Source organism: Bacillus sp. VT 712 (assembly GCF_001614195.1).
Taxonomy (GTDB): Bacteria; Bacillota; Bacilli; order Bacillales; family Bacillaceae_H; genus Priestia; species Priestia flexa.
Genome location: NZ_LWBK01000008.1, coordinates 80,811 through 107,367 on the forward strand (window position 1 = coordinate 80,811; position 26,557 = coordinate 107,367).

The following is a 26,557-nucleotide window of genomic DNA, read 5'->3' on the forward strand; positions in this document are numbered from 1 at the left end:
AGTTCATAACTTTTAATCGTTCAGGTTTTTTTGGTTGATTGTGAAAACAATGTTGGAAACAGGGTGGAACGAACGTGTTCAGACAAACCAAAAAGATGGGAACAGCTAGTGTTCATCTTTTAGAAGCCATCATTTTGGTTTGTCCCAAACTCTTTTCTATTGTTTAATCCATACGGATACACTTTGACTATTAACCGTAAAACAACCATAGCCATTCTCATCAATTGTAACCTGATCGTCTCGTTTTTCAAGCATATCAATCCAAGTACTACCAGCGTGCTCTTTTCCTACAAACATTTGCTTATCTCCTTCATCTCCATTTGAAAGAATGACAGCACAGCCAGAGCCTTCAATAGAGGGGTCTCCATGACGAACCCAGCCAATTGTATTGGGATGATCGAAATAGTCATCTTGGTCTCCATACGCTTTGTGGTAGCGCACCGATAAAAGCTTTGTGAGCATGTCCTTTTTTGCATCCATAGGGTTGTCCCCAGAGATACCGAAGAAATCCCCATAAAATATGCATGGGTATCCATCTTTTCGAAGTAAAATTAAGGCGTACGCTAATTCTTTAAACCAGTCTTCTATCCATGATTCAAGGGACTCGTTGGGCTGCGAATCATGATTATCTACAAAGGTAACCACATCTAATGGATGGACTTGGACAAGTGTATCATCAAATACTGTTTGTAAATCAAAATCTCTTCCTTTTTGTGAAGCTTCATATAACTTGTAGTGAAGAGGAACGTCGAAAATATCAATACCGTGTTCAACATGATCTAAAAAATCTGCTGCTGTTCTTAAGTCAGGATGCCAAAACTCGCCTATAAAATAAAAATCTTCTCCTTGCTCAGCAGCGACTTCTGATACAAATTCTTTGATAAAGTTATAGTTAATATGCTTAATGGCATCCAGTCGGTAGCCGTCACAATTTAACGTTTCTGCTAGCCATTTTCCCCAGGAAATCATTTCACCTTTAACATCGGGATGGTCGTAATCAATGTTGGCATACATCAGATAATCATAGTTTCCAAATTCCTGATCCACCTCTTCGTTCCACTTTTTATTTTCACCAAGGATTTTAAAGATACCAGAACGATCTTCTTTAGCATCATAGTCTGTTCCATTAAAATGTGTAAAATTCCATTGGAAATCTGAGTACTTATTGTTTCGACCGTTAAATGTAAATTTTGTCCACCCTTCAATATCAAAAGGCTCAGATATTTCGTTTGTTCGATTATCAGCATCTACTTCAATTACCTGAAAGGTCTCTGTTTCATCAGCCCCTGCTTTGTGGTTCATGACAATGTCAACATACACGCTGATTCCGTGGTCATGACACGCTTGAATTGCTTCGTGTAATTGCTCTTTTGTTCCATACTTTGTAGCGGTGCTTCCTTTTTGCTCAAATTCACCTAGGTCATAGACGTCGTATACGCTATAGCCATTGTCATCAGGTGAAGATGCCTTTGTAACTGGAGGAATCCAAACAGCATCAATGCCGGCTTCCTTTAGCTCAGGTGCTACTTCCTTTAAACGATTCCAATGATTTTGGTCAGCTGGCAAATGCCATTCAAAAAACTGAATCATTGTGTGATTACGTTCCATTCATCTCATCCTCTCACACCCGTTTTCTAGTTATATTCCTACTATGCGTCTTATCTAAACCATGTATAAAGGAAATAATTTCAAAAACAGAAATTATCGAGTAATCAAAAAGAATAAGACTTTTCTGATGAAGTCTGCTATAATTTTTTAAAATTATAAGCTTTTGGAGGAATGAACAGCATGGGGTATCGAGATCAATTACATAGCTGTAAACGTATCGTTGTCAAAGTAGGGACATCAACTTTAACATACGACAATGGAGAGATTCATTTAGGGCGCATTGAAAAATTAACGCGTGTTTTGTCTGATTTAATGAATTCGGGTAAAGAAGTGGTATTGGTTACATCAGGTGCAGTGCAAGTAGGAGTCAAGAAATTAAAGTTAGCAAATCGACCAACGTTAATTCGCGACAAGCAAGCAGCGGCCGCTGTAGGACAGTCTGAATTAATGCATATTTATAGTAAATTTTTCGGAGAATATAGTCATATTGTGGGGCAAGTGTTGTTAACCAAAGACGTTATTGAAGATGAACACGTTCGAAATAACGTCGTCAATACATTTGAAAAGTTGATTGAAGACCGCGTCATTCCAATTGTTAATGAGAATGATACCGTAGCAATTGACGAAATTGAGAATATTGTACGCTTTGGAGATAACGATAATTTATCGGCTATCGTTTCAGTACTTATTCAAGCTGATTTATTGGTGATTTTATCAGATATTGATGGCTTCTTTGACTCAGATCCAACAAAAAATGAGAATTCGATGCTTATTAAAGTCATTGAAAAAATCACGCCTGAGCTAGAAGAGTTTGCGGGAGGTAGTGGAACTTCTGTGGGAACAGGTGGAATGGTAACAAAATTAACGGCTGCGAAGCGTGCTACGGTAGAAGGGATTAACGTGGTTTTAGCAAACGGTAAAGACCCTGCTATCCTACGCGATTTAATTAATGGTAAAGAGCTAGGAACGCTGTTTTTATCTCAAAAGCAAAAAGTCCGTTAAGAAAAAAGTGTGGGAAATCCACACTTTTTTTAATTAAGCATTGCGTATCATCCTTTGTTTCTTATACACTGTATGCTGTAAGAAACAAACCAGACTTTAGACGTTTGGAGTGAGAAGATGAAAGAAAAGAAATTAGATAGATATGACATTATGGACGTCTGCTTACTGGCAGGGAAAATTATGCTAGAAAGTGGAGCAGAGACATATCGAGTAGAAGATACAATGATGAGGATTGCTGCTTCATTTGGCATTAAAACATCACATAGCTATGTAACTCCAACCGGAATTATGTTTTCTCTGGAGACGAGTGAGCCCACTAAAACGAAGCTCATACGTATTTCTGAACGTACAACAGATTTAAAGAAAGTAACGTTAGTTAACAGCGTATCGCGTCAAATCAGTCAAGGTCAACTGCAATTAGAAGAAGCATATGACGCTTTAGAAACTATCGCAGAATCCAACGTTGCGTTTCCTTTATGGGTCCAGCTCGCGGCTGCTTCTATTTCAAGCGGCTGTTTTTTAATCATGTTTCAAGGTCAATGGTTAGACTTCATTCCAGCTATGTTAGCCGGAGGACTTGGCTTTTTAGCACTTGTCTATTTCCATCGTATTATTCCAATTAAATTCTTTGCCGAGTTTACTGCTTCTCTAACCATTGGTACGCTTTCACTGCTATTTGTCACAATCGGTGTTGGAAGTGAACTTGATAAAATTATTATTGGATCGGTTATGCCTCTGGTGCCAGGGCTTTTAATTACCAATGCTGTAAGGGACCTAATGGCAGGACACTTGTTATCGGGTTTGTCTAAAGGTGCAGAGGCTTTCTTAACGGCTTTTGCCATTGGTGCTGGAATCGCAGTTGTATTTACATTGTTATAAGAAGGAGGGCTGCATATGACAATCATTGAGCAAATTATTACAAGCTTTATTGCTTCTGCTGCGTTTGGTATTATTTTTAACGTTCCACGTGAATCATTATTAAAGTGTGGTTTTGTTGGAATGATTGGCTGGTTAATTTACTTTCTGATGACGATGTACAATATTGATGAAGTACCAAGTACAGTAGCATCTGCGTTTTTTATTGCAATTATTAGCCAAATTTATGCAAAGGTATATCGCATGCCCATTATTATTTTTACAGTTGCAGGTATTATCCCACTCGTACCGGGGGGAATTGCCTATGACGCCATGCGAAACTTCGTAGAAAATGATTACAATACAGCAATTAGCTTAGCTGCAAAAGCATTTATGATTTCAGGATCAATTGCCATTGGAATCGTGTTTTCGGAAGTAGTTAATCAAATTATTCGACAGTCGAAATTAAATGTGAAAGCAAAATATCGTCCATAAAGAAAAGAGGTCCCCCAACCTCATTGAAACGAATCAATGGAGATGAGAGACCTTTTTTTATTTATATAATGACTCTTTTCCATATTGCTTTCCGGATAAGGTGTCGAATTCTAATAGTTGATATTGCTTCATATATTGAATAGCGTCTCGCTTTAAAGAAGAGGTGTCATGAACAACTTCTCCTTTATCATTTAGATAAATTTGCTTACGAAATGCTGGAATATGTTCTTTCATTTTTGATAAATAGCTATAAAATAGAGTTGGCTTATAGTTTAATTCATCTACAATCATTGGCGCAAAATACATAGGACTAATCGTTCCTAACTCTTGCTCCATGTTTAAATTAAAGTTCGCCATAAATAAGAGTGGTGTTTCATAAAATTCTTTTGATTTTTGAAATTCGTCTGTGTTGCCAAAGCCACCCTCTATATAGCCTTGAAGATTTTTTCCTAGAGCAGGTAAATGATCTCCCCAAAATACAACAAGTGTAGGTTCATCGAGTTTTTGTATTTCAGTTTCTAATTTCTTCAGGGCGTCATCGGACTGCTTAATACCTTCAGCATAAATTTCAATTTCGCTTTTCATTTCAGGAGATAAGTTGTCACCTTCAACAGATATTGTTTTTTCACCATTATACTTTGTAGCTGGATATGGAAGGTGATTTCCGATTGTCACGGCGTGAATAAAAGCTGGCTTATCTGATTTTTTTAACGTATCTAAAACTTGATTAACAACTGAATCGTCCGAAACAAATCCTTCGTTATCTTTTTCCGTAAAGTCCATTTCATCAATAAATAAACTTTTTTCAAATCCTAGGTTTGGATAGACGTTTTGACGCATGTACATAATGCCGTTATTTGGATGCATTGCTTCCGTATAGTAGCCTAATTGATTTAGATAAGAAGCAAACGAAGGATATTCTTTTTTGCTTAAAATGTGTTGAAAAGGCAAACCACCAGGGTTAAACGTATTCATTGAATAACTTGTTAGTGCTTCAAACTCTACGTTAGCTGTTTCGCCACCAAATGCAGGGCTGAGCATGGACCCAGAAGGGTACTTCTTCATTAGTTCTTTTGTGTGCTCTAATGGATCTTTTGAAAAAGAAAGGTCTAGCTTGGTAGGGTCCCAAAAAGATTCATTCATGACAAAGACAATGTTTGGTTTTTTGTCTGCTTTAGAATCACTACTGAATGGCTTCACTTCTTTTTTCATATTCTCGACAGCAGCTGTGACGCGTTTTTCAGAGTAACCCTCAGGTTCTTCCAAAATATTTGTCTTGATATTCGAAATCATGCCGATAACGGGACCGTTATAATAATAATTATTTTGCTGATTCCACGGCATAATGGCTGAATATTTTTCATAGTACTTTTCCGCAAAGGTATCTTCAAAAAACAGGAATGATTTTGAGATAAACATGATTGGAAGAATGAGTATAATACGGATTCGCCAATCAATTTTTAACTTAGGTGAACGTAACCATAGAACGAACAAGGCTATTACGCTAATAACCACAAATATGGTGGTTGAAAGGGAGATAGACTCTCGAATCATTGGTATAACCTCTTTTAATTGGGTAACTTGAATGAAATCATTCGGGAAGAGCGGTTCGTTTCTAAAAATCTTTTTGTAGTGGTTCGTTAACGCAAGGATAAAAAACAATAGAATTGAAATTCCACTACCAATATAGACTTCCCCCGTCAGCAAAATGACTCCAAATGCTAGTAAACCAAGAATAAATGAGCTTAATAAATAGCGATCTGTATACTCTTGAATCCATTCAATCGATTTACCAAGCTGATGTAAATCAATATGATAAATGAGAAATAAAAGGGCACCTACCAACCCAATAAACGTTGCAAATAAAAATGCAGAAATGAGATGGTAAACTCTAGAATTAGCAACCTGAGTAATTAGTTCTTTTTTAACAAGTATCCAAACAGTTAGAAAGCTTAATAATAAAGCGATAAGGCTAACAAGTATCGTAAAAAAGGCGGTGTGAATCTGCGCCCAATCAAAAGCGAGATTGTAGTCACCTGTAAATGAAATTATGGTTATCCCATATAAAAATATCGTTAGGAATAAGTAAAAGATAAAGGTAGGTAAAAACTGAATGATGCGCTGATACATAAAGCATTCCCCCAAAAAAATAATAGCTTTACAAGCTTAACATAAAATTAACATTTTTGAAGGGAAAATGTTTTGGGAAGCTTAAGCAAAGGTAAACAAAGAAGAGGAAATTAGTTGTACTGACTATAAAAGCCGCTAAAGGCAGATGACCTCTAACGGCTTTGAAACTAATCTAACGCATTTGATTTATAAAAGTGAATACAAGCAAGATAAGCTGCTGTTACAGCAAAATAAATGGTTACAGCAGGAGCTGTAAAGACATGACCTGCAACAAATGCAATACCTAATGCTAAAACAACAGAGGTACTATACATCATAAATGACTCATTCCAAAGCTGAGAAGGCTCACGAATGAATCGTTTTATTACGTATAGAGCAATTATTAGAAGAGGTAAAATCCACAGAATAAATCCAATAATTCCAAGTGAGAAGAAAAGGTCATAAAAGTCCATTTCAATCATTTTTGGCTGCTGTTCTTCTGTGTAATTTCCTGCATAGCCCATCCCGACAAGCTTACGGGCGATAGGAGCTTCTGCATACTGCTCTTTATGGTGAGCTAAAAAGTCTTCGCGACTACTTAAAATAAGATTTTCAATATCGCTATTGTCTAACTTTTGTCGCTTTTTCTTTTTAGTATCAGTAGCATCATCTTCTTCTGGCTGCTCTGGTTGCTGCTCTTTCTTTTTATTTTCTAGCAAATCGATATGCGCATATGTGTTTGTGAAAGCAGGAGAGATAGGAGTTGTAACTCCAACTACTACCAACAAAATAATTGAGATAACTAAATTAGATTTTACTGCACGTTGTTTTGTTGCAAAGAGTTTAAGTACTAATACAACAAATGCAACCCCTAACGATAAAATAACAGCTCCTAATCCTACCTTTGTTCCAATCATAATTGAAGATACTGCAAGTAAAATAAACGGAATCCAAAAGTAAAATTGCTTTAACGACTGTGTTTTCTTTAAGCCAAATAAAAGTGTTAAAGGTAATAATAGAGCAACGATTGCTCCAAGTTCGTTAGCAGCGTAAAACCAGCCTTTAAATCCAGTTTTATTGTATTGATAACTTTCTAAAGCTGTACCAGTAAGCATGGTGCCAATGAACACAATACTGATAATAAGAGAAGCAGTTAATAAGTTTTTATTGAGAGCTTTTGAGACATTTACAGATTGGCGATACATTGTAAAAACCACAATAGCTCCTAAGAGCGTTACGTTCATATAAACAACTTTATTAAAGAACTTTACTTCTTGAGCTAAATAGTAAGGGTCTTTCCATTGACTATTAAAGTAAATATTAACACCAAGGAATAGTGCAAAGACAATTAAATAAAGAATTGAATATCTGGCCCACTTGGACTTTTTGAAAAATACGAGTAAGATAATCCCCACAAATACCATATACATGAACCGGATAATAACACCGATTGAAAGAGGACTTTCTACATTTAAAACCATGTATGTTGTTAGCATATCAATAATTGGCTGTATTGAAATAAAACCAACAAACAGAAAAAATAACCAGTATGTGTTCTTCATATAGTAATCTCCTGTTTTAGTGAATTTAACGTTTTCGTTTACGTAAAACCATCATAATGCCATCTACTTTAAATATAAACGTCGATATTAAGTATACTAAACCTCCCACTAAGCATACAACCGTAAATCGACCCAGAACATGCAGGTCGTTTAAAGCTTGTATATCCTTCAGGATGTACATAGCGACCATAACGGGGATGCTAGCTACTAAAATTTTTGTTGTTTCCTTTAGTAAATAGCGGAAGTGGAAGCCATTGATGAGACGATTTAGCATAACGAACACAATGGCAGTATAGAAAAACCCCACAACGGACATTGAAAGTGCAAGCCCTTGATAACCTAAAAACTTCGTGAATGTTAAGTTAAAAATGACATTCAGTAGGATTGACAGTAGTCCGATACGCATTATAACGTGGCCTTTTCCTAATGAATAGAAGCCTTTTGCTAAAATTGCTTGTAGTGAGTAAAAGAACACCGATCCAAAATAATAATAAGAAGTATCAGTAGTTTTCAAGGTAGATGTAGCGTCAAATGCACCACGTTCATAAGCAATTTGAACAATATCTTTCATATAAAAGCTCATAATCACAAGTGTCGGAACAAGTAACATCAGCATAAATGTTAGCCCTTTTTCGATTCCTGTTTTAAACCGCTCTTCATTTTTATCGTTCAGAGCTTTTACAATGAGTGGGTAAATGATTGTCGCAACGGTCACACCAAAGATTGCTTGGGGAATACTAACTAATCGAAAGGCATAGTTCAAGTAAGAAATAACGCCTTCTCCAAATGACCCTGCAAAAAAGAAGTTAACTGTTAGGTTAATTTGTCCCACCATGATGGTAACACCCACAGGAATAAAAACTTTATAAAAGATTTTAACTTCTTCTCTATCTATCTTCTGCTTCCATAGCAGCAGATTCTTTGGTTTAAAGTACACAACTTTAATGAGAAAGGAAGCAAGAGTTCCTAATAGATATCCTAAGGCAATAGCGTATCCACCTATTACATCCTGGAGTAAAATCGTACTTAAGATAGTAAATAAGACAACAACGGTTTGAGAAAATACAGAGAAGGAATATTGACTGTTAGCATCAAATACACCTTCATATACCGCGTTTACCCCAACTAAAGAAAGCGATAAGAAGTATAAAATTGCGGTATAGATACCAATATCAATCGCTGCTTTAGAAAAGTTAGGGTAGCTAGCAGGAAAATAAAAGAATGCTGCTATCGAGCCTAAAATAGAGATGACTAAGCAAATAAAAAACGTAGACTTTACAATGTTTGTAAGGTGCGATTTCCCTTTTCCTTCTTTTTCGTAGCGCAAATAGCTAGGGATAAAAGCATCTTTCATGCCCGTGAGCATAAATAGAATAAATGCGTTGGGAATAATCATCGCTGCGTTATAGGCATCTACGATATAGCTTGTACCAAAGTAATTGGCGATTACTAAATCTCGAATCATACTGGAAAACTTTAAAAACAAGGTTGAAACAAGTAATAAAATACTTGCAATCTTTAAGCTTTTCATAAATTAAAACTCCTGCCTTTATGCTGTTTAGCTATTAGCAATAATAAAACAACCAATGATGATAAGAGCGCATCCAATCATTTGTTTGACGGTTACTTTTTCTTTTAACAAAAAGTAGCCAAACAATAGTGTCCATACATAGGTAATGGACGTTAACGGGAAGACAACAGAGTAAGGCAGCAAGGTTAAGACATATACGTTTAACAATGCTGATATTCCGTAAAATGAGCCCCCACCTATCAAGTAGATAATAGCCATTTTCGTGTTTTTAGCGCTTAAAGCTGTGGAGATCTGTTTGAAAAAGACAGCTCCAACTGAACCTAGAAGTGTCATAATAAGTAAAATCGGTATACTAATCATCATGGTCACCTACCAATAGTACCCCAACAATAATAACAGCTGTACCAATTAGTTTCGTAAAGCTAACAGCTTCATTTAATAAAAAGAAACCTAATGCAATACTGATGACATATCCTAAGCTTAAAAAAGGGTGAAGAAGTGAAACTCTTTCATATTTAAAGGCTAAAATCATAAAAATAGCTCCAAATCCGTAGAGTAAGAAGCCAATTATTAACATAATGTTGAATGAACCATTGGATAACTTCCAGAGAAGCTGCCCAATGGCTGTAAACATGGAGGCAATGATAATTAAAAATATGCCTAATTTTCTATTGTACTGTACGTTGTTTGTCAAAACTGACCCCTCTCTTCTTCACCTTTTCTAACAAAAGCTAATCCGACAAAGAAGAAGCTGACAAATACGCTTGCTAGTAAGTAGCGGAAGTCTTGTGCAGGTAACGCTGCTAAAACTGATAACGTATTTAATAGCCATGGAAATAAAACAATGGAAGACGTGATTCCTTTTCTCGCAATGAAGAAAAGAGAAAATAATAAGATAACACAGTGATAAAAAGCAGGCTTCCATAAGAAAAATAAAGAAGGGCTTTTAAAGACTTCCAAATATGCTTTTGCTGTGTTTGTAATCAACGGTGAAACCACGGTATTTTCAAGTCCAAATTTATTTCCGTAGTATACGTTGGTTACATACGTGTCGGTATATCCATCTTCAAATGGCGTTGTTTGCCATACCAGTGCCGTTTGTTTTAGAAATCCTTCCATTGCTAGATATGGATTCTTGATAACAATGCTCATGTAATTTTTAAAATATAAACCAAGGTCTTGAAAAATAAACTCCCGGTCGTAATATTCCCACGTGAATTTAATTGGGTCACTTTTATATGGATTATATTTTTCTTTCCAAAGTTCAATCGGGAGAACGTTGTTAAAGTATTCACGCTCAGATTTAGACATCTCTCCATCATTGACAATAATGTTGGCAATTTGTTGTGTCGGAATCGATAACGCTTCATTAGGATCAGAAGGTTTAACATCTAACCAGTTGAACACAGGGCCTGTGATAATTCGTTGTAAAATAAAAATCACTAAAAATAGCGGAACCAAGCGTTTCCAATACTTTCTAAACAATACGATTAAACATAAAAATGTAATAACGAACACAGGGAATCCATTATGTCTAAAAAAGGCTACACCAAAAGATGATAAAAGAAGCATAAAGATTCCATATTTAGACTGAATAAATGCTCCGTTTGATAAATATACTCTCGCAATATTTACCGTAAAAAATAGCAAAAAGGCGCTGTATAGGATATCTTTCCAGATAACAATGGAAAAGATTAAAAAACTCGGTATTAATAATACGAGTAATGTTAGAATTCCTAAAACAATAGGTGGAACTTGCTTTTTAATAAGAAAGTGAAACGTGTATAAATAAATACTAGACACGACTAAGATTTGAACAATCGTAATCATTCCAGGGTGATCCCATATTTGAGTTAGTATCATAATTAACCAAGTGATCATGATCGGGTGCCAGTCATTAAATTCACGAGTATGTGCTTGTTCCCACTGAGCCAGAGAATCGGGCGTCATTCCACCTGGGAAAAAGGCTAACCAATAAAAGGCGCTCATAGCTAAAATACAAATGCCAATAATCCATTTATATTTGTTTGGATAATCAACAGACGAATCTGGATTAAAATGTGCTTTAAAGGTTGTTGCACAAGCAATTACAAACCCTAATGCAATCACCCATCTTCCAAGAATATAAAGAATAAAGTCGAAGATAGTGGATGCTGTCATATGCAAGTTACTTAGTAAAGAAAACTGTATGATGAAGCTGACTGCTATGATCAGGAGCCATTGTATTGATGTAAATGAAGCATAAGCTCTATTTTTATAAATAAAAATAGAGCTTATGCCTACTAATACTAACAACATAAAAACAGAAGAAAAACTTACTCTGTCAGGGGCTCCAATAAAAATACCTATCAATGCAAAAGCAGTCGCTATTAAATAAAGAATAGGTTTTTTATTCACGGTAATTACTCCCTTATTTGTTCAATCTTCTTATTTAATTCTAGTTCATATTGTTTGCGGTTTAACGATGCAATTGTATCTAGGATAAGTCCAGAAACAAACGATAATACACCAAGCAGAATTAAGCCCGTTGCTAGGATTGATGAAGGGACTTTTGTAATAAAGCCTGTTTTGAAAAATTCATAAATAACAGGTGTTCCTACCGCCAATCCAGCAACTAAGAATAATAAAGTCCAAAGTGAGAAGAACTGTAACGGCTTGTACTCCTTGAATAGAGTAAAAATCATTTTAAGTACTTTATAACCATCAGAGAAGGTGTTTAGCTTTGACTCACTACCCTCTGGACGATCTCGATAATCAATAGGAATCTCTTTCAAACGGAAGCGTTTGTCCAAAGCATGTAAACTCATTTCTGTCTCAATTTCAAATCCAGGGCTCATGACAGGGATTGATTTTACAAATAGCTTGTCGTAAGCTCGGTATCCTGTCATGATATCGGTAATGTTACTTTTATATAGCTTATTAATTAATGAACGAACTAGGTTGTTTCCAAAGTTATGGAATGGACGTTTATTTTCTTCAAAATACGTACCGTTTGAAAGACGATCACCAATAGTCATATTTGCTTCTTTGTTTCTAATAGGTTCAATAAGCTGGTGAACAAACTCAGCTGGGTACGTGTCATCACCATCAACCATTACATAACAATCAGCGTCTATATCTTGGAACATTGATCGAACAACGTTTCCTTTTCCTTGCTTTAATTCTTTTTTAACAATAGCTCCATGAGCTAATGCAATTTCACTTGTTTTGTCTTTAGAATTGTTATCATAGACGTAAATATCAGCTTCGGGTAACTCTTGCTTAAAGTCATCAATTACTTTTCCAATTGTTACTTCTTCGTTGTAACAAGGAATTAAAACTGCGATTTTCATTCTTACACCTCATTAAAGAAAATTGTTGGTAGTTGCTGAGAAATCTCATCTACACTGTATAACTTAGCTGTTTTCACAGCTTGTGATGACATGTTTTCCTTCTGTTCTGCAGATGATTCCATAAAAAGGCGCAATTTCTCCTTCAGCTCTCCTGCCTGACCAGGTTCAAAGAAAAGGCCATTTTGACCATCAATAATGTAATCTTTGAGTCCACCGATACGGCTACCGATTACAGGAGCTCCACAGGCCATGGCTTCTAATCCTACTAGACCTAAGCTTTCTCCTTTACGGATTGTTGGAAAGACAAATGCGTCGATTACATTATAGACATAGGCTAAAGAGGATTGTGGGAGCAAAGGAAAGTGAATGATTTTATCTGCTAAATTCAACTCTTGAACCATCTGTTTAAACTTTGGCTCGTCCTTTCCACTACCAACATAAATGTATTTATAATCCGTAAGGCTTTCAGCTTCTAACTGCGCGATGGCTTGTAAATAAAACTCCCATCCTTTACCGACATCAATGCGACTTACACAGCCAATATAACGTTGCTTTGGATTTAAATTCAACTCTTTATAAGCCTCTTCTTTAGTAGAAAATGAATAAAACAATTTAAAATTAACGCCTCCGCTAGGAAAGATATAAATAGGCGTTGTCACTCCATACTTCTCTTGAACTAGTTCTTTATAGTAAGGAGATGGAGTAATAATTTTATGTGAACGATGCAACAGTTCTTTTACCCGTGGCTGAAACTTTTCTTGTGAAGGGACTTCGGGAACGACATCTGAACCGTGAACGTTTGTTACAATTTTCACACGTTTATTTAACTTCTTTAAAATAAGCAAGGGTAGAGCATTGTGAGAAGCATAATGCACATAAAGGTAGTCATACTTTTTTGTTAAGCCACTTGCTATTATTTTTAAATAATGCGAAGCATATCCAACTAGCTTTCCGAGTTTGCCTGTTCGTTTTGTCATGACAGCTTTGTCTACTGAAACACCATTATCAAGTAATATCTGCTCAGTATTTTTCACAAAGACACCATAGCTTGGGAAATCTTTAGATGGATACATATTAGAAATGAGCAAAATTTTCATTTTGATTCTGCACCTATCTTCTTTGATTTTAGTATTTTCGCTATGTTGACACATGAATTAAATGTTAGATAAGTAAATAAAAGGAATATTAATTCTTGTATTAACAACAACACATTATAGCATATTTACATTTTTAAATGTCAAAGTATTATACAATCAACAAAGATTTAATAAAGCTTTATATTATTATCATGTGCATTTACTATCATTCCATGTGAAAAGCTGTTGAAGTCTAGGCTTCAACAGCTTTGTTTAACGTGATTATGTTAATGCTACTTCTACGCCAAAATGGTCGGAAACAACAGGTTTATTAGTACCATTAAAGATGACGTGGGATTTAGCTATCTTATAAGGGTCACTTGTTAGGATTAAATCAATACGAAGCTTTTCTTTGTTTTCATCCCATCCAGCAATTTTACCTTGGACCGTAATTCCTTCATCTTTTTCAAGAGCAAGGTCATAGGTGTCGTATAAAGGGTGCTTTTTCATATAGTCATATCCTTCATTTCGAATAAAGGCATTGTTGTTAAAGTCACCTAATAAGAAAAATGGATGATCTTTTTTTATGGAAGTCCATAGAGAGTCAAACTGGTCTTTAAACGGTTCTTTATCATCTTCCCACCAACCTAGATGACAAGAGTAAAATGATAGCAGTTCGTCGTTATAAGAAATTGTTGCTCCAACAACTCTTCTTGTTTTCCAGTCGTTTACGTCAGATGTTCTTGAAACGAAGAAAGAGTGCTCTTCAACAACAGGGTGCTTTGTTAAGATAGCCAAGCCTTCCTCGTAAACTTCATACCCGATGTGAGCCATGTCCCATACAAGCTCATAATCGTGAACACCTAGCTTTTTCAATTCTTGTAACAGAACATATCCATAATTATCAGATTTAATATGCTTATTCACATAAGGAGCCTCCAGATGCTGGCTAACTTCTTGTAGAGCAATTACATCATAATCTTTCTCTTTAATTACAGAAGCTAGACAAGAAATCTTGTCTAGCTGGTTTTCTTCTTGCCAAGAATGGCAGTTTAAAGTGAGTAACTTCATCTTCACGCTCCTAGTAAGTCTTGAATATCAGATTTAAGAACATCAGCTTTTGGACCATAAATAGCTTGAACACCTTTATCTTTTACGATTAAGCCTAGAGCTCCGTTTTGTTTCCATTCCGCCTCAGTAGCCACGGAGCTAGTATCTTTTACTGTTACACGAAGGCGAGTCATACAAGCGTCAACATCTTCAATGTTTTGTTGACCACCTAACAATTCAATAATAACAGGTGCTAGAGAATCATTCTTTACGTTTGAAGTACCGCTAGTTGAAGCTTCATCTTCGATATAGTTTCCGTTACGTCCCGGAGTAGGGAAGTTGAAACGTTTAATCATAAAGTTTGCTACTGCAAAGTTTAATCCGAAGAATACAAGACACGCAATAATAAAGTTTACTAAATCTAACCATAATCCTGCTTTAACAATCATTGGCGTACGTGTAATCAATTCGATAACACCGAATGCGTGAACGCGGACATCAATAATATCAACAATGGCAAAGGCCATACCTGTCATGATTGCGTATACAACATAAAGAACTGGAGCAGCAAACATGAACATGAATTCGATTGGCTCTGTAACACCAGTTAGGAATACAGCTAGTGCAGCAGAGAAGAACATTGATTTATACTTTCTGCGTTTATCTGCATCAACGTTGCGGTACATTGCAAAAGCAATACCGATTAACGCAGCACAAGATAGAATCATTTGACCAACTTTAAAGCGAGCTGGCGTTACTTCATTTAACAATTGTTGATAGCTAGCTGTGTCACCAGCTGCTAGGAAGTTATTTAAGTCAGCAATCCAAGCTAACCATAATGGATCTTGACCAGCTACTGTTGAGCCAGCACCAGAACCTGTTAAAATTTGATACGTTCCACCAAGTTCAGTATAGTTGATTGGAACCGTTAACATATGATGTAAACCGAAAGGTAATAATAGACGTTCTAATGCACCAAAAATAAATGGAGCCAAGATTGGTGCTGTGTCACGAGATGTTGCAATCCACTGACCAAAGCTGTTTAAAGCACCTTGGATGAATGGCCATACAATCGATAAAATAATTGCTGTAACAATTGATCCACCAATAACAACAAAAGGTACAAAGCGTTTACCGTTAAAGAATGATAAAGCTTCAGGTAATTTATCGTAGTTGTAATACTTGTTAAATAAGTTGGCTCCAAGGAAACCGGCAATGATACCAACGAATACGCCCATGTTTAAAGCAGGAGCACCTAAAATTGATGTGAAGTAATCTTTTACAACAAGTTCTTGTCCGAATAGAGACGTAATTTTTGCTTCAGGATCTGCTAGCATATCGGCGTTAACCCCGAAGATTGCACCAGTAATACGGTTAATCAACACAAAAGCGATTAGTGCAGCGAATGCTCCACCCGCACGTTCTTTTGCCCAAGATCCTCCAATCGCTACCGCAAACAAGATATGGAGGTTTGTAATAATACCCCAACCTATATCTTCCATCACTCGGGCAATCGTTTGCACAAGTGCCATTTCTCCACCAGTCATACCAACTAGCTTTCCAAGTGAAATCATAATACCTGCAGCTGGCATAACAGCTACAACAACCAGTAAGGCTTTACCAAACTTCTGCCAAAAATCAAATGAAAAGAATTTCTTCATGACTATTTCCCCTCCCCGTTGTATGGGCTTTCAATATGTTGTGTGCGTTTACAGTTATTTTATAGCTGAAACGAATATAAATAGTGCAACCGCTTGCATAAATTTATTTTAATAAAAAGGCTTTCATAATGCAACACTTTTTTGAAAAATAAAAGTAGGAAATTTATTTCAATAATCGATATGATAAAAAGAATAGATAGTTGAAGAGGAGAGATTTCATATGCAGGCACAGTTTGAAGCGCTTATTTTTGACTTAGATGGTGTAATTGTTGATACAATAAACTTATACTACCAAGCAAATAAAATGATTGCTGATGAAACAGGTGTTCATTTTACACACGATTGGAATCAACAAATCCAGGGAATTAGCCGCTATGAGACAGTTAAGCAAATTGTAAGACAAAGTGACAAATTTTATTCTGAAGAAGAGATGCATGCATTAGCGGAAAAGAAAAACCGTCATTATCAAGTGTTAATTGAAACGTTAGATGAAAAGGCCATCTTACCAGGCATTTTTCAGTTGATAAAAGAAGCAAAAGCAGCTGAGACCAAGCTTGCAATCGCTTCTTCTAGTTCAAACGCGATGCATGTATTAGAAAAAATCGGTTTGCAGTCTTATTTTGATAAGGTTGTAACCAGTAGAGACGTAACGCGTGGGAAGCCAGATCCAGAAATTTTTTTAACAGCAGCAAAAGAGATAGGTACCCACCCTAAAAACTGTGTTGCGATTGAGGATGGAATTGCAGGCTTAACCGCGATTAAACAAACGGATATGTTTTCCATAGGAGTAGGATTACATGAAGGAATGGAACAAGCGGATTGGCAAGTAGCTTCTACTCATGAACTAACGTTTAAGAGCGTGAACAAGAAGTTTGTAAACCGTTAATTGGCTGAATGTAACGTCGTCTACACAAATACTTATTATATTGTTTACATAGAAGTCAAAGACTACGTAATAAAACATGTTAACCTAAAAATAAAAAACAGCAGGGGGACTCAGAATGATTAAATGCGTTGCAACTGACATGGATGGAACATTAGTAAATAGCGAACAAAAAATTAGTGTAGAGAACAGCAAAGCAATTAAAGCTGCACAGCGTGAAGGTGTAGAAGTTATTGTGGCGACTGGACGCTCTTATGAAGAAGCTGCTTTTTTACTAAAAGAAGCTGGCATTGAGACGTTTCTTATTTGTATAAATGGAGCAGAGGTAAGAAATAAAAAAGGTGAGAAGTTAGAAGCGTTTGGAATGTCTCTGGATAAAATTAAAGCTGTTGAAGAGGTTTTTAATAAGCATGAGCTGTACTTTGAGGTGTATACAAGTGATGGAACATACTCAAATGACTATGATAAAGCACTTTCTGTTGTAATGGATATTTATATGAGTGCTAGCTTAAAAAATCAATACGATGAGTTATTAAAAGCAGCTAAAAAGCGATTTGAAGAAGGAAAAGTAAAGTTAATTGAAGAGTATGAGCCACTCTTTCAGGATTCAAATATATTGATTTATAAAATGTTGGCTTTCTCATTCGATGATGAGAAGCTAAATCGTGCGCGTGAAGAGTTAAAAGCTTTTCATGGAATTGCTGTAAGCTCTTCAGGTAAAGAAAATATTGAAGTGAATAGTGAAGAAGCTCAAAAAGGAATTGCATTAGAAAAGTTCGTCAAAAGCCGAGGTATCTCCTTACAAGAAACAATGGCAATTGGTGATAATTATAATGACCTTTCGATGTTTCATAAAGCAGGAAGAGCCGTTGCAATGGGCAATGCACCGGATGAAATAAAGCGTCATGCTCATGTCGTAACAAAAACGAATGATGAACATGGTGTAGCGGAAGCTATTGAGAGTATCTTTAAGCCAGTATAGAGTTTGGGACATAACAAAATGATTGCTTCTAAGAGACGAACACTAGCTGTTCCAATCTTTTTGGTTTGTCTGAACACGTTCGTTCCATTGCGCTACGGCCACTCGCTTTCCGCGGGGAGGAACCTGAGCTTCCTCGCTGCGCTGCGGGATCTCAGTTTTCCCTCTCTTTCCCGCAGGAGTCGAGTGTCCTACGCTCCATTCCACCCTGTTTCCAACATTGTTTTCACAATCAACCAAAAAACCTGAACGATTAAAAGTGAGAAACTCTCAATCGTTCAGGTTTATCATTGGCTGAATTACTTATGTCCCAGCCTCAATTTGTTATTAACACATTTTTACGACGATAAGCACTGTGGTTTGTTGGACCTACGTATTGGTTTAATGGGAAAGAATGGCGAATTGCTTCAGTAATAAACTCTTTAGCTGTATAAATAGCTGATTTTACATCATTACCTTTGGCTAATTGTGCTGTAATCGCTGCAGAGTATGTGCAGCCAGCCCCATGAGTGAAAGTCGTTTGGATTAGTTCAGATTCTAACAGTTCAAATGTTTGGCCGTCATATAGAACGTCTACAGCCTTATCGTGATTTAGTTTACTTCCGCCTTTAACTAATACAAACTGTGCACCTAGTTCATGGATTTTTTTCGCAGCTTCTTTCATTTCATCAATTGTTTTAATAGCTCCAATGCCGCTTAGTTGTCCTGCTTCAAACAAGTTTGGAGTAACAACCGTTGCTCTTGGCACTAATACATCGCGTAGACTAACTGCTGTTTCTGGGTGTAATACTTCATCTTCCCCTTTACACACCATAACAGGATCAATTACTACATTTTTAAGAGCGTGCTCATCAATTACTTTTGCTGCTAGCTCAATAATTTCAACTGAGCCCAGCATGCCTGTTTTAAGAGCCTGCACACCTACGCCTTTTACAATGGTATCTAACTGTTTGGCAACAGTTGATGTTTCTTGTGGAAAAACATTGTGTGACCAGCCGTTTTCTGGATCCATTGTAACAATTGTAGTAAGAGCGGTCATGCCATAAACACCTAACTCTTGAAATGTTTTTAAATCGGCTTGAATACCTGCACCACCACTAGTATCTGAGCCAGCAATTGTTAGTACTTTATTCATACTCATGGAAAATCTCCCTTCAATCTAAGCTATTTATTTTCTTCTATTCTAGCGCTTTTATAGTAGAGATTCAATTTACAAAATTAAACTTTTTAGAATTAACAATAACTATTCAATGAGAGGTAATAATATTTTACTAATATATAATTCAAAAGGGAGGAATAGGAGGGTGAGAGATGATGGATGTTTTCTTTGAATAATTTGTTATAAACAACAAGAGTTTGGGACATAACAAAATGATTGCTTCTAAAAGACGAACACTAGCTGTTCCCATCTCTTTAGTTTGTCTCAACACGTTCATTCCATTGCGCTACGGTCACTCGCTTTCCGCGGGGAGGAACCTGAGCTTCCTCGCTGCGCTTTGGGATCTCCGTTTTCCCTCTCTTTCCCGCAGGAGTCGAGTGTCCTACGCTCCATTCCACCCTGTTTCCAACATTGTTTTCACAGTCAACAAAAAACCTGAACGATTAAAAGTTATGAACTCTCAATCGTTCAGGTATAGTAGATGCTGAACTACTTATGTCTCAGTCTCTTGATTTATTAAATAGAAGTTAATTCTTTGTTTAAAGCAACTTCAACCGGTACATAATCATAGCCTAGGTCGCGTGCAACTGCTTCATACGTAATTGCGCCATTTGCTACGTTTACACCTAATTTAAGTGCTGGGTTTTCTTGAATTGCTTTATAAGCACCTTTAGATGCAATTTGTAAAGCGTATGGTACAGTTACGTTTGTAAGAGCAATTGTAGATGTACGAGGTACTGCACCTGGCATATTTGCAACAGCATAGTGAACTACACCGTGCTTTTCGTACGTTGGTTGATCGTGAGTAGTGATATGATCAACTGTTTCAACAATACCACCTTGGTCAATTGCTACGTCAACAATAACAGATCCTGGTTTCATTGATTGTACCATTTCTTCTGTTACAAGCTTAGGTGCTTTTGCACCTGGGATTAACACAGCGCCAATCAATAAGTCTGCTTGAGCAACAGCATCAGCGATGTTATAAGGGTTTGAAACCAGCGTATTGATTTGGTTTCCGAAAATGTCGTCTAATTGACGAAGGCGTTCAGGGCTTAGGTCAATAATTGTTACATCTGCACCAAGTCCGATTGCTAACTTAGCAGCATTTGTTCCAACAACACCGCCACCAATAATTGTTACTTTTCCGCGGCTTACTCCAGGTACGCCAGCTAATAGAATTCCTTTACCGCCGTTTGATTTTTGTAAGAATTGAGCACCGATTTGAGAAGCCATGCGTCCCGCTACTTCACTCATTGGTGTTAATAATGGCAACGTTCTGTTTACTGCAACTGTTTCATATGCGATAGCCGTGACACCTTTATCTTTAAGCGCTTGTGCTAAAGTAGGTTCTGCAGCTAAGTGTAAATAAGTAAATAAAATTAAACCTGGGCGGAAATAATCATATTCGCTAGGTAGAGGCTCTTTTACTTTCATGACCATTTCAGCTTGAGCCCAAACGTCAGCAGCTAATTCAACAATTTCTGCTCCAGCTTTCATGTAGTCTTCATTCGTAAATCCACTTCCGATTCCTGCTTCTGCTTCTACTAAGACACGATGACCTGTACCAACAAATGATGCTACTCCTGCAGGCGTAATCGCTACACGGTTTTCGTTGTTTTTAATTTCTTTTGGTACACCAATAATCATAATATGTTTCCTCCCTTAAAATAGACGAAATCTTATTTCTAGCTACAGTATATAAAAAACTTCTTTCTTTTTCTTTGTCAGGAAAAAAGAAATCAATCGTATTATTTTGTGAAAACACACAAATGGAAGCGTTTACTATTTTGATTTTTCTGATTATTTGTTAGTTGTTCTGACATAGGTTGGGTCTTTTGGTCTATCAATAAGCAAAGAGCCATCCTATATGCAGAATGGCTCTTTTACTTAATTTGATGGGTTATTTTTATATTTTTGTAATTTAATATCTAAATAAAGCGTAATTTTTTGGTTTGTATCTTTTAAGTTAATATCACCAATCTCTGAAATACGCTTTAAACGGTAACTTAAAGTATTAATGTGAACGTTTAAAACTTTAGCAGCATCGTTAATGTTGTTGTCTGAATCTAAAAATACTTCGAGTGTTTCCACTAAGGTACTATTGTGGCGCAAATCATACTCGTTTAATTTAGCTAATGAGTAATTTTCAAAGTGATCTTGCGTTCTTTTCTCTAGCAGTACATCTAAAAATTGATAGATCCCTAATTCTTGATAGCCTGCGATGTGGGCCGTTTCTTTCGGGAACTTTCTCTTAATGTTCAATACGTTTAGTGCTTCATTGTAACTTTTGGCGATATGATCATAAGAAGAATACATGCTGCTAAAGCTAGCTTCAATTTGCTCAATTGAGAACCTTTCTTTCATTGTATCTTTAAAGAATGTTACAAAATCATGCTGATCTTTTAATGGAGTTAAAATTGAATCCAAAGAAAGGAACAGAATAAGATCATTGCAATCAATTGTATATAGAATAATTTTCAAACGATGCATGGTTTTTAGTAAATAAGAAATTTGGCGTTCAGATTCTGGCATAATATCTTCCTGAAATCGAAATACTGCAATTGAAAAAGACGTGGGTGGAGTAATTTGCGCATCATAAAAAGCTTGCGTGATATCCTCTTTTGACTCCATATGTCCTGTGAGCAGCTTCCAAAAAAACTCTTGTGAACGTTCTTCGCGCTTATATTTACGAATTTGAAGTTGAAGTAATTTATTGCGAAGTACGGTAGCAGCTTTTTTTAATAGAAGTAACTCTTCTTCATTTAAGGTTTTATCGACTTCTACAGCCCAAATAAAACCTAATACTTCGTCGTTTTTCCAAATTGAAATAGCTACACGATTCCCTAGTCCAATTTCATTGATATTTTCAACGCGAATAGGGTCATCCGTTTTTAATAATTGAGGAATAATACCTTCTTTCCACAAGTTATTAATTACTTTCTCGGGTACGCGTCGACCGATAATCGTTGCGATACGCGCCTGATCTGTCCGCTCGTCATGCGTACTATATGCCAAAAGACGGTGGTTCGAATCTTCAATAGTAATTGGGCATTGTAAAACTTCACTAATACGGTCTGCAAACTCTTCAAGTGTGTCAAAGTTTTCCTTAAATGGATCTCGAATCGGTTTGTTCATATTAAATCCCTCTTTAATAAAAATAATTACATATTGATTTATCATAAATCTTTTGATAATCTTTTGACTATTGATTAAAAACATTTTGTGAAAATAGACAAAAACAAACTATCCTTTTTAATGATTTTAACAAAAAAACTTGTCTGAGAAAATGTTAAAATTATATCAGGGAATCATTTATTAGAGCTTATTTAGAATGTAAGCGCTAACAGATGGGGAGGAAGCATCAATGGACATTCTAGATATTTTAGGGAAAATCAATGGAATTCTTTGGGGAACACCGAGCTTAATTCTTTTATTTGGGACAGGCTTATTTTTAACCTTTGCATTAAGGGGTTTACAGTTCCGTAAGTTGATGTATGCGTTCAAATTAGGATTTACAAAAGAAAAAGAAGAAGATGCAAAAGCTGAAGGTGATGTAAGTAATTTTAAAGCCTTGATGACAGCTTTGGCTGCAACAATTGGTAACGGTAATATCGCTGGTGTAGCCACGGCTATCACGTTAGGTGGCCCAGGGGCAATCTTCTGGATGTGGATTGTAGGTTTACTGGGTATGGCTACAAAGTACGCTGAAGCATTATTAGCAATGAAATTCCGTGTGAAAAATGATAAAGGTGAGTACTCAGGCGGTCCGATGTACTATGTGGAAAAAGGGCTGGGACCGAAATTTAAAATTTTGGCTATCGCCTTTGCTCTTTTTGGAGCCTTTGCAGCATTAGGTATTGGAAACAGCGTTCAGTCTAATACCATTGCAAGCGTTGTAGATGAAAGCTTTGGTATTAGTGGAATTGTGACGGGAATCGTATTAGCGGTTTTAACAACTCTGATCATCTTTGGTGGTATTCAACGCATTAGTACCGTAGCAGGGTTTTTTGTACCGATGATGGCTTTACTATACATTGCAGGGTCATTATTAATTATTTTCTTAAACGTTGATAAAATTATTCCATCATTTGCATTGATTTTCGAATATGCATTTTCACCAGTAGCTGCAACAAGTGGATTTGTTGGTATCGCGGTTTCTGAAGCAATTCGTAGTGGGGTATCACGTGGAATCTTCTCAAATGAAGCCGGTTTAGGAACAGCAGCTTTAATTGCAGGAAATGCTCGGTCGGATCATCCGGTTAAACAAGCCCTTGTAGCGATGACGGGTACATTCATTGTCACCATCATCGTTTGTACGATGACGGGGTTAGTACTAATTATTACAGGCTTCTGGGATCCAACAGGAGGTGCTATCTCTGGTGTGGCGCATAATGCCAACTTAGATGGCGGAGCTTTAACTTCAGCAGCCTTTGCGTCGTCCTTAGGTCAAATTGGTGAATATATTGTTGCATTTTCTGTTATTTTTTTCGGATTCTCAACAATTGTAGGTTGGTATGTATACGGAGAAAAATGTTTTGAATATTTATTTGGTACGAAAGCAACAGGTCTTTATCGTACAATTTATGTAGCGGCTTGTGGCCTTGGAGCAGTAGCAAACTTAACGGTTGTTTGGGCGTTTGCAGATATGGCAAATGCGCTGATGATGATTCCAAACTTAATTGCTCTTGTGTTGTTATATAAGGTTGTTGTTCATGAAACAAACGATTATTTTGAAAATCATTACAAAGTAGCAACAATGAAAAAAGCAAGCTAATATTAAAAAGCGTCTGCATAAGCAGGCGCTTTCGTTTTTTTTTTAATACAACCATGGTACTATACAAATATGTATAATAGATGATATGAAGGTTGCTGCATTCTAGCTTGAATGTTTTTATGTGGTTCAGTTAAGATTAAAGTGACTAATTCATATTAAAAAACGAAGGGAAGAGAGAACATGACAAAGCAACAAATTGGTGTTATTGGCTTAGCGGTTATGGGGAAAAACCTTGCGCTAAACATTGAAAGCAGAGGCTATTCAGTATCTGTTTACAACCGCTCACCGGAGAAAACAGAAGAGTTTTTAAAATCCGAGGCAGAAGGTAAAAACTTTGTTGGTACATACAGTGTCGAAGAGTTTGTTAATTCTCTTGAAAAACCACGTAAAATTTTATTAATGGTTAAAGCTGGTGCAGCAACAGATGCAACAATTGATTCATTAAAACCATACCTTGAAAAAGGTGATATTTTAATTGACGGTGGTAACACATTCTTCCAAGATACAATTCGTCGAAATAAAGAATTAGAAGAGCTTGGTATTAACTTTGTTGGTACAGGCGTTTCAGGTGGAGAAGAAGGTGCGCTAAAAGGTCCTTCAATCATGCCTGGTGGTCAAAAAGAAGCTTACGAGTTAGTAGAGCCAATCTTAAAGTCTATCTCTGCTAAAGTAAACGGAGATGACTGCTGCACATACATCGGACCAAATGGTGCGGGTCACTATGTAAAAATGGTTCATAACGGAATTGAATATGGTGATATGCAACTGATTTCTGAAGCGTATTTCATTATGAAAAACGTTTTAGGTTTAGAAGCAGATGAATTACATGAGGTATTTGCTGAGTGGAATAAAGGAGAGCTAGATAGCTATCTTATCGAAATTACAGCTGATATCTTTACAAAAAAAGACGACGAAACAGGCAAGCCGCTTGTTGATGTGATCTTAGATACAGCAGGACAAAAAGGTACTGGTAAATGGACAAGCCAAAGCTCATTAGACTTAGGTGTGCCTCTACCAATCATCACAGAATCTGTATTTGCTCGTTTTATTTCAGCAATGAAAGAAGAGCGTGTAAAAGCAAGTAAAGTATTAAGTGGTCCAGAAGCAACTTCTTACGAAGGCGATAAAACAGAACTAATCGAAGCAATTCGAAAAGCGCTATATATGAGTAAAATTTGTTCATACGCACAAGGATTCGCTCAAATGAAAGCTGCGTCTGAAGAGTATGATTGGAATTTACAATATGGGGATATTGCGATGATCTTCCGCGGTGGTTGTATCATTCGTGCACAATTCCTACAAAAAATTAAAGAAGCATACGATCGTGATGCAGACTTAACAAACCTATTGTTAGACCCATACTTCAAAGACATCGTAGAAGGATATCAATCTGCGCTTCGTGAAGTTATTTCAATCGCGGTTAAGCAAGGTATTCCAGTGCCAAGTTTCTCAAGCGCGTTAGCTTACTATGACAGCTACCGTACAGAAACACTGCCAGCAAACCTTTTACAAGCGCAACGCGACTACTTTGGAGCTCATACGTACCAACGTATTGATAAAGAAGGCGTATTCCACACTGAGTGGTTAAAATAAGAAGAATAAATAAGAAAGGGGATTGCTGTTGAAAGCAATCCCTTTCTCTATTCGACAAAGGACTTGTCGAATAAAAACGCAGCGAAATATTCGCTGCGTTTTTCAGGCTGTTGAGAAACTTTGTTCTCAACAGCTTTTTTATGTCTGTCTTTTTTTATCAGTGGTAACACTGATAAAAAAAGACTGGAGTTGATGAAACATGATGGGTGCACTTAAAAATCATCGAGATGAACAAGTGATGGTTTCTGTAGAAGATTTAGTTCCTGCCAATCACTTTTTGCGTACAATTGAAGCGACAATTGATTTTAGCTTTATTGAAGAAAAGCTTCTTCCTTATTATTGTGAAGACAATGGACGTCCTTCCATTCATCCCATTACGCTATTCAAAATGATGTTTATTGGTTACTTTTATGGCGTTCGTTCCGAACGTCAACTTGCCAAAGAAATTCAAACGAATGTGGCGTATCGATGGTTCTTAGGCTTATCGTTAACGGATGCCGTTCCTCACCATTCGACGATTAGTTTTAATCGCCGAACACGCTTTTTAGATACGACGATTTTTGAAGACATTTTTGATGAAATTGTTCGCCAGGCGATAGAACATCGCATGGTTGGTGGACGTGCTTTAATGACAGACTAGACTCATATCAAAGCGAATGCGAATAAACATAAATATGAAAAACAACCAAAGAAGTCCCGCCGACAAGCGTATATGGAAGAGTTAGAAGCAGCCGTCAACGAAGATCGTCTTGAAAACGGAAAAAAGAACTAAGTCCTCGAAAGGAAGGCGTTGCCTTACAAAAACAAACCCGCATCAGTACAACGGATCCCGATAGTGGTTTTATGATGAGAGATGGAAAGCCAGATGGCTTTCATTATTTAGAT

Annotated in this window: 21 protein-coding genes and 1 pseudogene; 8 read left to right on the top strand and 14 right to left on the bottom strand. The window is 36.6% G+C overall.

What is annotated here, in order from left to right; all coding sequences use genetic code 11:
• Window positions 1-156 precede the first annotated feature (156 nt).
• On the bottom strand, window positions 157-1,608 hold the full coding sequence (locus A2U94_RS05555) for an alpha-amylase (protein WP_025910427.1): 1,452 nt from the start codon (window positions 1,606-1,608) through the stop codon (window positions 157-159).
• Window positions 1,609-1,788: 180 nt separating this feature from the next.
• Between A2U94_RS05555 and proB the strand changes: the two genes are divergently transcribed.
• The 3 genes from proB (at window position 1,789) to A2U94_RS05570 (ending at window position 3,960) form a co-directional block, all read left to right on the top strand.
• Window positions 1,789-2,610 (top strand): glutamate 5-kinase, encoded by an 822-nt coding sequence (gene proB, locus A2U94_RS05560; RefSeq protein ID WP_025910426.1) that lies wholly within the window; start codon window positions 1,789-1,791, stop codon window positions 2,608-2,610.
• A gap of 117 nt (window positions 2,611-2,727) precedes the next feature.
• On the top strand, window positions 2,728-3,489 hold the full coding sequence (locus A2U94_RS05565) for a threonine/serine exporter family protein (RefSeq protein WP_025910425.1): 762 nt from the start codon (window positions 2,728-2,730) through the stop codon (window positions 3,487-3,489).
• A 15-nt stretch (window positions 3,490-3,504) separates the two neighbouring features.
• Window positions 3,505-3,960, top strand: a complete 456-nt coding sequence (locus tag A2U94_RS05570; RefSeq protein WP_025910424.1) for a threonine/serine exporter family protein — start codon at window positions 3,505-3,507, stop codon at window positions 3,958-3,960.
• A gap of 57 nt (window positions 3,961-4,017) precedes the next feature.
• On the opposite strand, the gene A2U94_RS05575 is transcribed toward A2U94_RS05570, so the two are convergent.
• From A2U94_RS05575 to A2U94_RS05620, 10 genes are all read right to left on the bottom strand, one after another.
• Window positions 4,018-6,090: an alkaline phosphatase family protein gene (locus A2U94_RS05575; RefSeq protein WP_025910423.1), complete on the bottom strand. Its 2,073-nt coding sequence runs from the start codon at window positions 6,088-6,090 to the stop codon at window positions 4,018-4,020.
• 167 nt (window positions 6,091-6,257) lie between these two features.
• Window positions 6,258-7,631, bottom strand: coding sequence for an O-antigen ligase family protein (locus A2U94_RS05580; protein ID WP_025910422.1), 1,374 nt, complete (start codon window positions 7,629-7,631; stop codon window positions 6,258-6,260).
• Window positions 7,632-7,656: 25 nt separating this feature from the next.
• On the bottom strand, window positions 7,657-9,162 hold the full coding sequence (gene murJ / locus A2U94_RS05585; RefSeq protein ID WP_025910420.1) for a murein biosynthesis integral membrane protein MurJ: 1,506 nt from the start codon (window positions 9,160-9,162) through the stop codon (window positions 7,657-7,659).
• 27 nt (window positions 9,163-9,189) lie between these two features.
• Window positions 9,190-9,525: an EamA family transporter gene (locus A2U94_RS05590; protein WP_224840091.1), complete on the bottom strand. Its 336-nt coding sequence runs from the start codon at window positions 9,523-9,525 to the stop codon at window positions 9,190-9,192.
• The gene (locus A2U94_RS05595; RefSeq protein ID WP_025910418.1) at window positions 9,515-9,856 is read right to left on the bottom strand and encodes a DMT family transporter; all 342 of its coding nucleotides are present in this window, start codon (window positions 9,854-9,856) and stop codon (window positions 9,515-9,517) included. Before A2U94_RS05595 ends, A2U94_RS05590 begins: the two co-directional genes overlap by 11 nt.
• Window positions 9,853-11,559 carry a DUF6020 family protein gene (locus tag A2U94_RS05600; RefSeq protein ID WP_025910417.1) on the bottom strand — a complete coding sequence of 569 codons (1,707 nt, stop codon included), beginning with the start codon at window positions 11,557-11,559 and terminating at the stop codon, window positions 9,853-9,855. Before A2U94_RS05600 ends, A2U94_RS05595 begins: the two co-directional genes overlap by 4 nt.
• A 5-nt stretch (window positions 11,560-11,564) precedes the next feature.
• Window positions 11,565-12,494, bottom strand: coding sequence for a glycosyltransferase family 2 protein (locus tag A2U94_RS05605; protein ID WP_025910415.1), 930 nt, complete (start codon window positions 12,492-12,494; stop codon window positions 11,565-11,567).
• Between the two features lie 2 nt (window positions 12,495-12,496).
• Window positions 12,497-13,591, bottom strand: a complete 1,095-nt coding sequence (locus A2U94_RS05610) for a glycosyltransferase (RefSeq protein WP_035320951.1) — start codon at window positions 13,589-13,591, stop codon at window positions 12,497-12,499.
• Between the two features lie 261 nt (window positions 13,592-13,852).
• Window positions 13,853-14,641, bottom strand: coding sequence for an endonuclease/exonuclease/phosphatase family protein (locus A2U94_RS05615; RefSeq protein WP_025910414.1), 789 nt, complete (start codon window positions 14,639-14,641; stop codon window positions 13,853-13,855).
• 2 nt (window positions 14,642-14,643) lie between these two features.
• Window positions 14,644-16,281: a PTS transporter subunit IIBC gene (locus A2U94_RS05620; RefSeq protein WP_025910413.1), complete on the bottom strand. Its 1,638-nt coding sequence runs from the start codon at window positions 16,279-16,281 to the stop codon at window positions 14,644-14,646.
• 220 nt (window positions 16,282-16,501) lie between these two features.
• Here A2U94_RS05620 and pgmB point away from each other — a divergent pair, with 220 nt between their 5' ends.
• Window positions 16,502-17,167, top strand: coding sequence for a beta-phosphoglucomutase (gene pgmB / locus A2U94_RS05625; RefSeq protein WP_025910412.1), 666 nt, complete (start codon window positions 16,502-16,504; stop codon window positions 17,165-17,167).
• Between the two features lie 115 nt (window positions 17,168-17,282).
• A complete protein-coding gene (locus A2U94_RS05630; protein ID WP_025910410.1) occupies window positions 17,283-18,146 on the top strand; it encodes a Cof-type HAD-IIB family hydrolase in 864 nt (287 codons plus the stop codon).
• 313 nt (window positions 18,147-18,459) lie between these two features.
• Here the strand turns inward: A2U94_RS05630 and pdxK are convergent, their stop codons facing one another.
• The 3 genes from pdxK to A2U94_RS05645 all read right to left on the bottom strand — a co-directional run bounded on the left by pdxK (window position 18,460) and on the right by A2U94_RS05645 (window position 22,440).
• The gene (gene pdxK, locus A2U94_RS05635; RefSeq protein WP_025910301.1) at window positions 18,460-19,284 is read right to left on the bottom strand and encodes a pyridoxine/pyridoxal/pyridoxamine kinase; all 825 of its coding nucleotides are present in this window, start codon (window positions 19,282-19,284) and stop codon (window positions 18,460-18,462) included.
• A 534-nt stretch (window positions 19,285-19,818) separates the two neighbouring features.
• The gene (gene ald / locus A2U94_RS05640) at window positions 19,819-20,952 is read right to left on the bottom strand and encodes an alanine dehydrogenase (RefSeq protein ID WP_025910300.1); all 1,134 of its coding nucleotides are present in this window, start codon (window positions 20,950-20,952) and stop codon (window positions 19,819-19,821) included.
• Between the two features lie 240 nt (window positions 20,953-21,192).
• Window positions 21,193-22,440: a PucR family transcriptional regulator gene (locus A2U94_RS05645; RefSeq protein ID WP_025910298.1), complete on the bottom strand. Its 1,248-nt coding sequence runs from the start codon at window positions 22,438-22,440 to the stop codon at window positions 21,193-21,195.
• A gap of 229 nt (window positions 22,441-22,669) precedes the next feature.
• Between A2U94_RS05645 and A2U94_RS05650 the strand changes: the two genes are divergently transcribed.
• The 3 genes and pseudogenes from A2U94_RS05650 to A2U94_RS20550 form a co-directional block, all read left to right on the top strand.
• Complete coding sequence (locus A2U94_RS05650; RefSeq protein WP_025910296.1) at window positions 22,670-24,079, top strand: alanine/glycine:cation symporter family protein; 1,410 nt, start codon at window positions 22,670-22,672, stop codon at window positions 24,077-24,079.
• Between the two features lie 180 nt (window positions 24,080-24,259).
• The gene (gnd, locus tag A2U94_RS05655; RefSeq protein WP_025910295.1) at window positions 24,260-25,672 is read left to right on the top strand and encodes an NADP-dependent phosphogluconate dehydrogenase; all 1,413 of its coding nucleotides are present in this window, start codon (window positions 24,260-24,262) and stop codon (window positions 25,670-25,672) included.
• A 199-nt stretch (window positions 25,673-25,871) separates the two neighbouring features.
• Window positions 25,872-26,557: pseudogene (locus tag A2U94_RS20550) on the top strand (transposase); the annotation flags it as partial.

What these genes read in the sequence shown, in the direction of transcription:
- A2U94_RS05555 (WP_025910427.1), bottom strand. Translation starts at nt 1,608, where the DNA reads ATGGAACGTAATCACACAATGATTCAGTTTTTTGAATGGCATTTGCCA.
- proB (WP_025910426.1), top strand. Translation starts at nt 1,789, where the DNA reads ATGGGGTATCGAGATCAATTACATAGCTGTAAACGTATCGTTGTCAAA.
- A2U94_RS05565 (WP_025910425.1), top strand. Translation starts at nt 2,728, where the DNA reads ATGAAAGAAAAGAAATTAGATAGATATGACATTATGGACGTCTGCTTA.
- A2U94_RS05570 (WP_025910424.1), top strand. Translation starts at nt 3,505, where the DNA reads ATGACAATCATTGAGCAAATTATTACAAGCTTTATTGCTTCTGCTGCG.
- A2U94_RS05575 (WP_025910423.1), bottom strand. Translation starts at nt 6,090, where the DNA reads ATGTATCAGCGCATCATTCAGTTTTTACCTACCTTTATCTTTTACTTA.
- A2U94_RS05580 (WP_025910422.1), bottom strand. Translation starts at nt 7,631, where the DNA reads ATGAAGAACACATACTGGTTATTTTTTCTGTTTGTTGGTTTTATTTCA.
- murJ (WP_025910420.1), bottom strand. Translation starts at nt 9,162, where the DNA reads ATGAAAAGCTTAAAGATTGCAAGTATTTTATTACTTGTTTCAACCTTG.
- A2U94_RS05590 (WP_224840091.1), bottom strand. Translation starts at nt 9,525, where the DNA reads ATGATGATTAGTATACCGATTTTACTTATTATGACACTTCTAGGTTCA.
- A2U94_RS05605 (WP_025910415.1), bottom strand. Translation starts at nt 12,494, where the DNA reads ATGAAAATCGCAGTTTTAATTCCTTGTTACAACGAAGAAGTAACAATT.
- A2U94_RS05610 (WP_035320951.1), bottom strand. Translation starts at nt 13,591, where the DNA reads ATGAAAATTTTGCTCATTTCTAATATGTATCCATCTAAAGATTTCCCA.
- A2U94_RS05615 (WP_025910414.1), bottom strand. Translation starts at nt 14,641, where the DNA reads ATGAAGTTACTCACTTTAAACTGCCATTCTTGGCAAGAAGAAAACCAG.
- A2U94_RS05620 (WP_025910413.1), bottom strand. Translation starts at nt 16,281, where the DNA reads ATGAAGAAATTCTTTTCATTTGATTTTTGGCAGAAGTTTGGTAAAGCC.
- pgmB (WP_025910412.1), top strand. Translation starts at nt 16,502, where the DNA reads ATGCAGGCACAGTTTGAAGCGCTTATTTTTGACTTAGATGGTGTAATT.
- A2U94_RS05630 (WP_025910410.1), top strand. Translation starts at nt 17,283, where the DNA reads ATGATTAAATGCGTTGCAACTGACATGGATGGAACATTAGTAAATAGC.
- pdxK (WP_025910301.1), bottom strand. Translation starts at nt 19,284, where the DNA reads ATGAGTATGAATAAAGTACTAACAATTGCTGGCTCAGATACTAGTGGT.
- ald (WP_025910300.1), bottom strand. Translation starts at nt 20,952, where the DNA reads ATGATTATTGGTGTACCAAAAGAAATTAAAAACAACGAAAACCGTGTA.
- A2U94_RS05645 (WP_025910298.1), bottom strand. Translation starts at nt 22,440, where the DNA reads ATGAACAAACCGATTCGAGATCCATTTAAGGAAAACTTTGACACACTT.
- A2U94_RS05650 (WP_025910296.1), top strand. Translation starts at nt 22,670, where the DNA reads ATGGACATTCTAGATATTTTAGGGAAAATCAATGGAATTCTTTGGGGA.
- gnd (WP_025910295.1), top strand. Translation starts at nt 24,260, where the DNA reads ATGACAAAGCAACAAATTGGTGTTATTGGCTTAGCGGTTATGGGGAAA.